This is a genomic window from Xanthomonas sp. 3058, from assembly GCF_014199765.1.
Taxonomy (GTDB): domain Bacteria; phylum Pseudomonadota; class Gammaproteobacteria; order Xanthomonadales; family Xanthomonadaceae; genus Xanthomonas; species Xanthomonas campestris_B.
This window is the reverse complement of the sequence record NZ_JACHOF010000011.1, coordinates 117,954-128,539: the sequence shown is the minus strand read 5'-3', so window position 1 is coordinate 128,539 and position 10,586 is coordinate 117,954. Positions and strand designations below refer to the sequence as shown.

Below are 10,586 nucleotides of genomic sequence, written 5' to 3'. Positions count from 1 at the left end.
TTCCGGGTGATCAAGCGCCAGTTCGGCTACACCAAGGTCCGCTATCGCGGCCTGGCCAAGAACGCCGCGCAGGTGCTGACCTTGTTTGCGCTGTCCAACCTGTGGATGAAGCGAAAGCAGTTACTGCCGACGATGGGGAGCGTGCGCCTGTAACCCGGGGAATTCCCAAGGAAAGCTCCAGAAATTGCGAAAAATCCGAAGATCCAAACGCGACTCTCCGGAACGATGCGACATCCCGCACTCTCAGGCCTCATTGTTCAGACCTTCCTTAGCTGCGGCCAGTCCACTTGCATCTGATTAGTCCTGACCGTCAGCTATAGCACTTCCGCGCTTTTCCCTAAACAGCCTAACTTAATACGGCGATAAGTTCTTGGCTGGAAAAAGTCGGGCCAGCACCCGCGTAAGCATCGCAGACAGCAGGCACCGTGGAAAACCTCAGGACAAATAGCGCCGTCTGCAGGCCGATAGCGATAAGCCGCCTGATAGACACGGCTAATCAGGTAATGCATTGCTCCAAGGCCTTGGTTCTCGGGGCCTTTTTTTCTTAGGGATGGTCTGATCAACGGCATCGGAGGATGAGCCTAACCACATCGGCCAGGCTGACGGCGCTCAGATCCTCGATTTTTTGCCGTTTCCGGCGCGTTTGCAGGGTGTTGCCCGGGTTACAGGCACACCGCCCCCACGACAGGCATCAACTGCTTTCGCTTCATCCACAGGTTCGACAGCGCAAACAAGGTCAGCACCTGCGCGGCGTTCTTGGCCAGGCCGCGATAGCGGACCTTGGTGTAGCCGAACTGGCGCTTGATCACCCGGAATGGATGCTCCACCTTCGCGCGCACGCTGGCCTTGAAGTGTTCCCAACGTCTTTCCCGAGCACGCTCGCGTTTGTTGCCGAGGGCTTGCATCGTCGAGGGCCTGGCGGCGATGAAGAATGCAGCCTTGCAGGCCTGCAGTTCTTCGCGTTTGTCCGCGCCGGTGTAGCCGCTGTCGCCGAACACGCTGTCTTCTTTGCCATGCAGCAACGTGTGCGTCACCGTGACATCGGCGACATTGGCGGCTGTGCAATGGACGTGGTGCACCAACCCGGAAAATTCATCCACCCCGATGTGCGCCTTCATCCCGAAATACCACTGATTGCCCTTCTTGCTCTGATGCATCTCAGGGTCGCGCGCGTGATCGGCATTCTTGGTCGAGCTGGGCGCCGCGATCAGCGTCGCATCGACGATCGTGCCCGACCGCAGGCTCTGGCCCTTGCGCGCCAGATGCGCGTTGACGGCTTCCAGCATCCGCGCGGCAAGGCCATGGGTCTCCAGCAGGCGCCGGAAGTTGAGAATCGTGGTCTCGTCGGGAATGTCGTCCAAGCCACCGAGCTGGGCAAAACGCCGCAAGGTCGGAATCTCGTGCAGCGCTTCTTCCATCGCCGGATCGCTCAACGCATACCACTGCTGCAGTAGATGAATCCGCAACATCTTCGCCAGTGCGTACGGCTGCCGACCTGGCCGGCCCGACACGGGATAGTGCGGCGCGATCAGACCGAGCAGTTGCTGCCACGGAACCACCTGCTCCATCTCGGCCAGAAAGATCTCGCGCCGGGTCTGCTTGCGCTTGCCCAGGCCCTCAGCGTCACCGAACGTCAGTTGCATGGATCACTCCTCAACATCAGGCGGGTAGTGTCGCGTATCTGTGGTGCGTTGTTCAGAGATTCCTTAGCTCGCGGGGGGCGCGTGTTTTAAGCAATAGGCATCACCCACCCAAAATCACCCGCGCCGCATTATGTCCGGGCGCTCCGGTCACACCGCCGCCGGGATGCGTCCCGGACCCGCACAGATACAGACCCGGCACCGCACCGCGATACGCGCCCTGCCCGAGCATCGGGCGTGCGCTGAAGAGTTGATTGAGGCTGAGCGCGCCGTGGAAGATGTCGCCGCCGATCAGGCCGAAGATGCGCTCTAGATCGAGGGGGCTGAGGATCTGCCGGCCCACTACCGATGCGGCGAATCCTGGCGCATAGCGCTCGACCGTTGCAATCATCAGATCGGCGACTTCCTCGCGATGATCGTCCCAGTGCCGGCCATCGGGAAGTTGCGGTGCAACGTGGTGACAGAACAGGCTGGCCACATGCTGGCCGGTCGGTGCCAGCGAGTCGTCCAGCGTGCTGGGTATCAGCAATTCGACCACCGGTTCGCGCGACCATCCCGATGCGCGTGCGTCCTGCCAGGCGCGGTCCATGTAGTCCAGACTCGGAGCCAGGATGATGCCGGCAGTGAGATGATCGCCAGCGCCGGGCAGCGCCGTGAAATCGGGAAGACGCGACAGTGCGACGTTCATGCGAAAGGTGCCCGAACCGCAGCGGTAATGGGCGATGCGTTCGCGCGTGGCCTCCGGGACGTCCTCGGCTCGCATCAAGCGCTGGTAGAGCAACTTCGGGTTGACGTTCGCAACCACGGCACGCGCGCGGAGCGTTTCGCCATCGGCCGTCACCACGCCCACCGCATGTCCCTGTTCCACCAGCACCCGCCCCACCGCACAGCCGGTCCGAATCTGCGCGCCATAGTCGCGCGCACTGGCCGCCATCGCCTGGGTGATGGCGCCCATGCCGCCGATGGCGTGACCCCATGCGCCCTTGACGCCATTGCTCTGCCCGAATACGTGATGCAGTAGTACATAGGCGGTGCCCGGCGTGTACGGACTGGCGTAGTTGCCGACGATGCCGTCGAAGCCGAATAGCGCCTTGATCGGTGCGCTTTCGAACCAGCGATCCAGATACTCGGCGGCCGAAATGGTGAACAGGTCCAGCAGGTCTTGCCGCAACGCGAGCGGTAATTCCTGCAGTTGCAATCCCACCTTGCCCGCACGCCACAGCTGCGGCAACGCACGCAGCCATCCGGCATCGGTGACATCCGGTGGCGGCTGCAAGGCCAGCGCACGCAAGACATCGGCCAGTTGCTCCAGGCGCGCTTCATAGGCTGGCAGTGCAGCGGCATCGCGCTTGGAGAATTTGGCCACTTCCACAGCGGTGCGCGCTGCACCCGCGAGCAGGTACTCGCCAGTGGGCAGCGGCAAGAAGTTGTTGATGCGGCGCGCCACCACGCGTAACCCGTGCCGCTCCAGCGCAAGATCGTCGATGACCTTGGGCTGCAGCAACGACACCGTGTAGGACGCCACTGAGTTGCGAAATCCGGGATGAAATTCTTCGGTGACCGCTGCGCCGCCAACCACGTCGCGCGCCTCCAGTACCAGCACGCGTTTACCGGCCCGGGCCAGATACGCAGCGCATACCAGGCCATTATGGCCGGCGCCGATGATCAAAGCGTCCAACGGTTGGGAAGCGGTAGACATGCAACCGTATATAGCACCGCTTGCACAGCTGGACCATTCGGGCCTTAGCGGCCACCTCGATCGCTATCGGCAGATAAGCATCGACGGCCGGGCCAAGTAGTGACCACGAACATGGCACGGAGCCGCAGCGCCCGGGGCCAGAAGACGCCGGAGTGCCCCTGCGTATCGCCGCCCGCGCAAGACTGCCGCAACCACGAGCACCACCAAGCCAGCGCTTCTACACACCCCGCACCCATGACCTTCGACACCATGCCTGTCGGCTGGCGAGGCGTAGAGTGCCGGCCACGGCCCCGTGACGGGGCTCCCCAATCGACTGTTGCTCCTGGAGCCTTTGTGATTCGAACACCTCATCTATTGACGCTGACCCTGGCCGTGGCGGCCGCGCTGAGCGGTTGCAAGAAGTCCGATGACGCCGCACCTGCGGCCCCGGCTGGCGATACCGCGGCGGCCGCGCCCGCCGCACCCAAGACCCTGACCCTGGACCAGAGCAAGCTACCGGCGGTGAACCAGTTCACCGCGGCCGACCTGGATGCCAACGGTAATGCCTGCACCGACTTGAACGCCTACGCCAACGCCAAGTTCCTGGCCGCCAATCCGGTGCCGAGCGATCGCACCAGCTGGGGCGCATTCGAGATGCTCGACGAGCGTTCCAACGCGATCCAGCAGCAGCTGGCCGAACAGGCCGCAGCCGACACCAGTGCCACCGGCGTGGAAAAGATCGTCGGCGACCTGTGGTCCACCGGCATGGACGAGGCCAAGATCAATGCCCAGGGCATCGAGCCGTTAAAGCCGGAACTGGCTGCGATCGACGCCATCAGCGACCAGGCCAAGCTGGTCGACTATCTGCGTAGCAGCGCCGCCAAGGGCAACAACGAGCTCTTCAGCTTCGGCGCCGAGGCGGATTTCAAAAAGTCCAGCCAGAACATCGCCTACGCCATGCAGGGCGGCCTGGGTCTGCCGGATCCGGAGTACTACACCAGCGCCGGCAACAAAGCCAAGCTGGAGGCGTACCAGGCGCATATCGCCAAGGTGCTGGAACTGTCCGGCGTCGCCGCAGCCGATGCCGCCGCGCAGGCCAAGCAGATCGTCGCCTTCGAAACCCGCCTGGCCAAGGTCTCCAAGACCAGCACCCAGCTGTCGCGCGATGCCTCGCTGGCCTACAACCCGATCTCCCCGGCCGACGCCGACAAGCTGACCCCGAACTGGTCGTGGACCGAGTTCTTCAAGTCGCAGGGCGTGGCCACGCCGGAGATGTTCTCGCTGGCGATTCCGGCCTTCCACCAGGAAGTGAGCAAGATGATCGCCGACACCGATCCGGCGATCTGGCGCGCGTACCTGCGCTTCCACACTGTCGATGGCGCCTCGCCGTACCTGAGCCAGCCGTTCGTCGATGAGAGCTTTGCGTTCTACAACAAGACCATGCGCGGCCAGAAGGAAATCAAGCCGCGTTGGAAGCGGGTGCTGGCCACCATCAACGGTCAGGCCGGCGAGGCGCTGGGCCAACTGTACGTCAAGGTCGCCTTCCCCGCCGATTCCAAGGCCAAGATGGAAACGCTGGTGACCAACCTGCGTACCGCGCTGAAGGCCCGCATCGAAAAGCTCGACTGGATGAGCCCGGAGACCAAGACCAAGGCGATCGCCAAGTGGGAAAGCTTCACCCCCAAGATCGGCTACCCGGAAAAGTGGCGCGAGTGGAACGGTCTGACCACCGGCCGCGATAGCTACCTGGGCAACGTGATGGCGGCGACCGAGTACAACTACAAGTGGAACCTGTCCAAGATCGGCAAGCCGGTGGACAAGACCGAATGGGGCATGAGCCCGCAGACGGTCAATGCGTACTACAACCCGCTGCAGAACGAGATCGTGTTCCCGGCTGCGATCCTGCAGCCGCCGTTCTTCGACCCGAATGCACCGGAAGAAATGAACTACGGCGGCATCGGCGCGGTGATCGGCCATGAGATGACCCACGGCTACGACGACCAGGGCAGCCGCTTCGGTGCCGATGGCAACTTCATCGCCGATCCGGGTTGGTGGACGCAGAAGGATCTGGACGCGTTCAAGGCGCGCACCGGCAAGCTGGTCGCGCAGTTCGACGGCTATCGCACCCCGGCCGGCGACAAGGTCAAGGGCGACCTGACCCTGGGCGAGAACATCGCCGACCTGGGCGGCCTCAATACTGCCTACGACGCGATGAAAACCGCCACCGCCGGCAAGGACGATCCCAAGACCGACGGCATCACCCGCGACCAGCGCTTCTTCCTGAACTGGGCCACGGTGTGGCGCCGCAACTTCACCCCGGAAGAACTGGTGGTGCGCCTGAAGACCGATCCGCACGCACCAGCCAACTTCCGCGCCATCGGCGCGCCGTCGAACATGCCGGCATTCGCCGCCGCGTTCTCGTGCAAGGCGGGCGATGCCATGGTGCGCCAGGGCGATCAGCAGGTTGTGATCTGGTAATCGCGCGATAGCGCACTGGTTTCAAAGACGCGGGCGGCGATCAGTGGATCGTCGCCCGTTTTTTTTTGCGGCAGCCTGCAGTTTTTTCAGTGTGCGATGCCTGTCAATCCAGCTGCGTCGCGCAGCTTGCCTGCTGCATCGCGGCACCGTCCTCAGGCATGCAGTAACACGTAGTCGCTTCGGTCATGTCACGATGCCACAAGTACTTCGCCAACAACGCCGTCTGCGCGCCCGCATCGCCGGTTTTTGTCCTTCGTGACGTCCACCAGATATCCGGCGCCACGCAGGACTCCTACCAGCCACACCCAGCTTGAATTCAAGCCTCAACAAAGCTCAACACGTACGTCCGCAAGGCAGCGTCCGCTTATGCTCGACGTTCTTCTCTGCGGCCGACGTCCATGTCATCCCTCAAGACTTCTACGCTCGCCCTGGCATTGATCGTCTCGCTGGCAAGCTGCAAACGCGCGCCCGACGACAGCAGCGCACAGACAGATGCTGCCAAGCCTGCACCGACAGCTGCGCTGCCATCTGCAACACCGGAAACGCCGGCGTTCGACATCAGCGAGCTGGATCAGACCACGAACGCGTGCAAGAACCTGGACGACTTCGTCAACGGTCCGTGGAAGAAAGCCAACCCCATTCCCGCAGACCGCACCAGCTGGGGCGTGTTCGATGTGTTGGCCGAGAAGAGCCTGCTTACTCAGCGACAGATTGTCGAAGATGCAGCAAAACAGGCGCAAACACAGGCCGATCCGCTCGCGCGCAAGCTGGGGCTGCTATACGCCTCCGGCATGGATGAAGCCGCCATCGAGGCGGCGGGCGATCACCCCATCCGTGCGCAACTGGATGCGATTGCCGCGTTGAGATCCGGCAAGGATGTGGCCGACTACATCACACAGCGGTATGCACAAGGCGATGGCAACGTCTTCGAGTTCGGTGCAGGTGCCGACTTCCACAATGCACAGCAGCAGATCGCCTTTGCCAACGAAGGCGGGTTGGGCCTGCCGACCAAGGACTACTACACCGCCCCCGAGCATGCCTCCATCCGCGAGGCGTATCTGGCCTACATCATCAAATCGTTCGAGCTCACCGGCAGCAGTGCCGATGCGGCCAAGGTGCAGGCAAAGGACGTGATGGCACTGGAATCGCGACTGGCCGCCGCATCGCTTGCTCCCACCGACGCACGCCAACCCGACAACCAGTATCACTTCGTCAGCCTTGCACAGGCCGACAAGCTCACGCCGCACTTTTCCTGGCAGACATTCTTCGCCGCCCAAGGCGTGGACATCGGCACCGGGTTCTCGCTGTCGCAGCCGCGCTTCTTTGCAGCGTTCGACCGGCAGTTGGCCAGTGCACCGATTGCCCAGTGGCAGGCCTATCTGCGCTTCCACGCCATCGATGCGGCGTCCAGGCACCTCAGCAAGGCGTTCGTCGACAACAACTTCGCGTTCTACGGCAAGGCGCTGTCCGGGCAGCCGGAACAACGGCCGCGCTGGAAGCGCGTCCTGGGCGCAGTCGACAGTGTCATGGGAGAAGGCCTGGGTCAGCTCTACGTGGCCAAGGTGTTCACGCCCGAAGCAAAACAGCGCGCCACCGAACTGGTCGACAACGTGCGCAACGCGCTCAAGCAACGCATCGAGAATGTCGACTGGATGAGCGCCGAAACCAAGGCCAAGGCGATCGCCAAGTGGAATACGTTCCTGCCCAACATCGGCTACCCCGACACCTGGCGCGACTGGTCGGGGCTGGAGATCGTTCCGGGCGCCTACTACCAGAATCTGCAAGCCGCAGCCAAGTTCAACTACCACTACGACATCGCGCAGATCGGCAAGCCAACCGACCGCAAGCGCTGGGCGATGTCGCCGCAGACCGTCAATGCGTATTACAGCCCCAGCACCAATACCATCAATTTTCCGGCCGCGATCTTGCAACCTCCGTTCTTCGATGCCGATGCCGACGACGCAGTGAACTATGGCGCCATCGGCGCGGTGATCGGGCACGAGGCCACCCATGGGTTCGACGACCAGGGCAGGCAATTCGACGGCGGCGGCAACAACGTCAACTGGTGGACGCCCGCTGATCGCAAGGCGTTCGAGCAACGCGCCGACACCTTGGTCAAACAGTTCGATGCCTACGTGCCACTGTCCAGCCACCCCGAGCTGCACGTCAATGGCAGGTTGACCCTGGGCGAAAATATCGCCGACCTTGGCGGAATCAATGTCGCCTACGATGCGCTGCAAACGGCGTTGCATCAGCATCCCGAGCGTACGCTCACGATCGATGGATACCGTCCGGAGCAACGGTTCTTCCTGGGTTTTGCGCGCAACTGGCGTGAGCAGGTGCGCGAGCAGCAACAGCGGGTCTATCTGGCATCTGACCCGCATTCGCCCAGCAATCTGCGCGCCATTGCCGCGCCATCGAACATGCCGGCCTTTGCGCACGCGTTTTCGTGCAAACCCGGCGATGCGATGGTGCGCGCAGACAAGGACCGCGTGGTGATCTGGTAGCCGGGCACAAGCGCTTTCGGTTCCCTTGCGCTCCTGACAGGCCCGCACCCGCGGGCCTGTCGCGTTCATGCAAGCGGTGCCCACCGAGGGCAACCGGCGGTCAATGCCCGCCTGCACGACGCGCAGCCTTGCTAAACTCCGCCGACTTCACTCTGGCCACCCTTCTTCTCGATGCCCACCATTCGTCCGCTTGCCCTCGCTCTTGGCTTCAGCCTGATCACGCTGCTGTCCGCCCCCGACGCCGACGCCGCTCGCAAGAAGAAGGCCGCCCCCAAGGCACCGGCCGTGCCTGCCGCCTGCTCCGATTTCTACGACTACGCCAACGCCGGCTGGCTCAAGAGCAACCCGGTGCCGCAGGCCGGTGCGGTCACCGCGCTGGGCCAGTTGTCCGAACGCGCGCTGGCGCAGCAGCGCGAGCTGCTGGACGCGGCGATGAAGACCCCGCAAGGCAACGTGCAGAAGCTGCTCGGCGACTTCTGGGCCAGCGGCCTGGACGAGGCGGCAGTGGAAAAAGACGGCTCCAACCCCATCGCGCCGTTGCTGTCGCGCATCGACGCGATCAAGAAGGCCAAGGATGTGCCCGCTTCGATCGCCGCGCTGCATCAGGTCGGCATCCCGGTCGGCTTCAACTTCGGCCCGGACGTGGACCTGAAGGCGCTCGACCGTCACATCGGTTACTTCATGCAGGGCGGCATGGGCCTGCCAGATCCGGCGTTCTACACCCGCACCGATGCCGACACCCAGGCGCTGATGGGCCGCTACCGCGCCTACGTCAAGCAGGTGCTGGCGTTGACCGGCACCCCGGCCGACAAGCTCGATGCCGATGCCGCCTCCGTGCTGCAGATCGAAACCGCGCTGGCACGTAGCGCGCAGTCGGTGCAGGGCATCAACAACCCGTTCAACAACTACGCCCCGATCGCCACCAAGGAGCTGACCAAGCAGTACAAGAACCTGCGCCTGGCCGACTTCCTGGAAGCGCAAGGCGTCAAGGACGACCTGGTGTCGATGGCCGACCCGGCCATGTTCAAGCAGCTCGACAGCATGATCGTCAGCATCAAGCCGGACCAGTGGAAGGCCTACCTGCGCTGGCGCGTGGGCGATGCGATGGCGCCGTACCTGTCCAAGAGCTTCAGCGATGCCGAGTACCAGTTCCGCGGCCGCCTGCTGCGTGGTGACGCGTTGCCGCCGCAGCGTTGGCAGCAGGTGCTGGACGCGATCAACATCGCTGCCGGGCCGATGCTGGGTCGCGAATACGTGGCGCGCTATCTGAGCAGCGACAACCGCCGCCAGGCCGAAGCCATCGCCGATCAGGTGCGCGACGCGCAGCTGGCCGCGTTGGAGCGTACCGGTTGGGGCAACGGCGAGGTGATCGCCGAAGCCAAGGCCAAGCTGGCTGCGATGAAGATCGAAGTCGGCGCACCGCGCCGCGATCTGGACTACACCGTGCAGCCGATGGGCCGTGGCAGCTTCGGCGGCAATATGCTGATCGCCTCGACCTGGCGTCACCGCGAGGAAATGAAGCGCATCGGCAAGGGCAACGCGGACCGTCGCTGGGACGTGCTGCCGCAGCAGCCGGCGGTGGCCTACGACATCGCCCAGAACCGCCTGATCGTCACCGCCGCGGTGCTGCAGCCGCCGGTGCTGACCAGCGGCGGCACGCCGGCCGCGCAGTACGGCGCATACGGCGCGCTGGTCGCGCACGAAATCACCCGTGCCATCGACGCCAAGGGTTCGCTGGTGGATGCCAAGGGCGAGTTGCGCAGCTGGTGGACGCCGGCCGAGAAGAACAGCTGGACGCTGCTGACCGGCAAGGTGGCCAGTCAGTTCGCGGCGTATCCGTATCCGGGCGTGCCCAACGTCAAGGTCAACGGCGCACAGACCGCCGAGGAAAACCTGGCCGACCTGGCGGGTGTCGAACTGGCCTGGCAGGCCTTCAGCAAGGCCCAGCCGGCGGCAACCGAAGCCGACAAGCAGGCGTTTTTCACTGCCTGGGCCGGCTTGTGGGCACAGCAGTTGTCGCCGAACGAAGCGGTGCAGCGTGCAAGCGCCGACATCCGTGCGCCGGGCCAGTGGCGTACCAACGGCCCGCTGTCCAACCTGCCGGAGTTCGGTGCCGCTTTCAGCTGCAAGCCGGGCCAGCCGATGCAGCGTGTGGATGCCGAGCAGATCAAGGTCTGGCGCTGATTTCTGACACCGGATCAGTATCGGCAATAAAAAAAGAGCGCGGCGTCCGCGCTCTTTTTTTGTCTGTCGCTCGCGTTGGCTCTACCTCGCAGCGCCGCG

General features: G+C 63.6%; 6 protein-coding genes and 1 pseudogene. 4 read left to right on the top strand and 3 right to left on the bottom strand.

What is annotated here, in order from left to right:
* A pseudogene (locus GGR61_RS14525) lies at positions 1 to 153 on the top strand (IS5 family transposase); the annotation flags it as partial.
* 509 nt (positions 154 to 662) lie between these two features.
* Here GGR61_RS14525 and GGR61_RS14520 read toward each other — a convergent pair.
* Both GGR61_RS14520 and GGR61_RS14515 read right to left on the bottom strand, forming a co-directional pair.
* A complete protein-coding gene (locus GGR61_RS14520) occupies positions 663 to 1,643 on the bottom strand; it encodes an IS5 family transposase (protein ID WP_184622215.1) in 981 nt (326 codons plus the stop codon).
* A gap of 100 nt (positions 1,644 to 1,743) precedes the next feature.
* Positions 1,744 to 3,339 (bottom strand): NAD(P)/FAD-dependent oxidoreductase, encoded by a 1,596-nt coding sequence (locus tag GGR61_RS14515; RefSeq protein WP_184622213.1) that lies wholly within the window; start codon positions 3,337 to 3,339, stop codon positions 1,744 to 1,746.
* A 354-nt stretch (positions 3,340 to 3,693) separates the two neighbouring features.
* On the opposite strand from GGR61_RS14515, the gene GGR61_RS14510 reads away from it, so the two are divergent.
* Positions 3,694 to 5,796: a M13-type metalloendopeptidase gene (locus tag GGR61_RS14510; protein WP_184622233.1), complete on the top strand. Its 2,103-nt coding sequence runs from the start codon at positions 3,694 to 3,696 to the stop codon at positions 5,794 to 5,796.
* 103 nt (positions 5,797 to 5,899) lie between these two features.
* On the opposite strand, the gene GGR61_RS14505 is transcribed toward GGR61_RS14510, so the two are convergent.
* A complete protein-coding gene (locus tag GGR61_RS14505; RefSeq protein ID WP_184622211.1) occupies positions 5,900 to 6,079 on the bottom strand; it encodes a hypothetical protein in 180 nt (59 codons plus the stop codon).
* Between the two features lie 115 nt (positions 6,080 to 6,194).
* On the opposite strand from GGR61_RS14505, the gene GGR61_RS14500 reads away from it, so the two are divergent.
* Both GGR61_RS14500 and GGR61_RS14495 read left to right on the top strand, forming a co-directional pair.
* The gene (locus tag GGR61_RS14500) at positions 6,195 to 8,303 is read left to right on the top strand and encodes a M13 family metallopeptidase (RefSeq protein WP_184622209.1); all 2,109 of its coding nucleotides are present in this window, start codon (positions 6,195 to 6,197) and stop codon (positions 8,301 to 8,303) included.
* 171 nt (positions 8,304 to 8,474) lie between these two features.
* Positions 8,475 to 10,487, top strand: a complete 2,013-nt coding sequence (locus tag GGR61_RS14495; RefSeq protein ID WP_184406744.1) for a M13 family metallopeptidase — start codon at positions 8,475 to 8,477, stop codon at positions 10,485 to 10,487.
* Positions 10,488 to 10,586: the final 99 nt, after the last annotated feature.

Coding starts and splice junctions, on each gene's coding strand:
- GGR61_RS14520 (WP_184622215.1), bottom strand. CDS start 1,643: ATGCAACTGACGTTCGGTGACGCTGAGGGCCTGGGCAAGCGCAAGCAG.
- GGR61_RS14515 (WP_184622213.1), bottom strand. CDS start 3,339: ATGTCTACCGCTTCCCAACCGTTGGACGCTTTGATCATCGGCGCCGGC.
- GGR61_RS14500 (WP_184622209.1), top strand. CDS start 6,195: ATGTCATCCCTCAAGACTTCTACGCTCGCCCTGGCATTGATCGTCTCG.
- GGR61_RS14495 (WP_184406744.1), top strand. CDS start 8,475: ATGCCCACCATTCGTCCGCTTGCCCTCGCTCTTGGCTTCAGCCTGATC.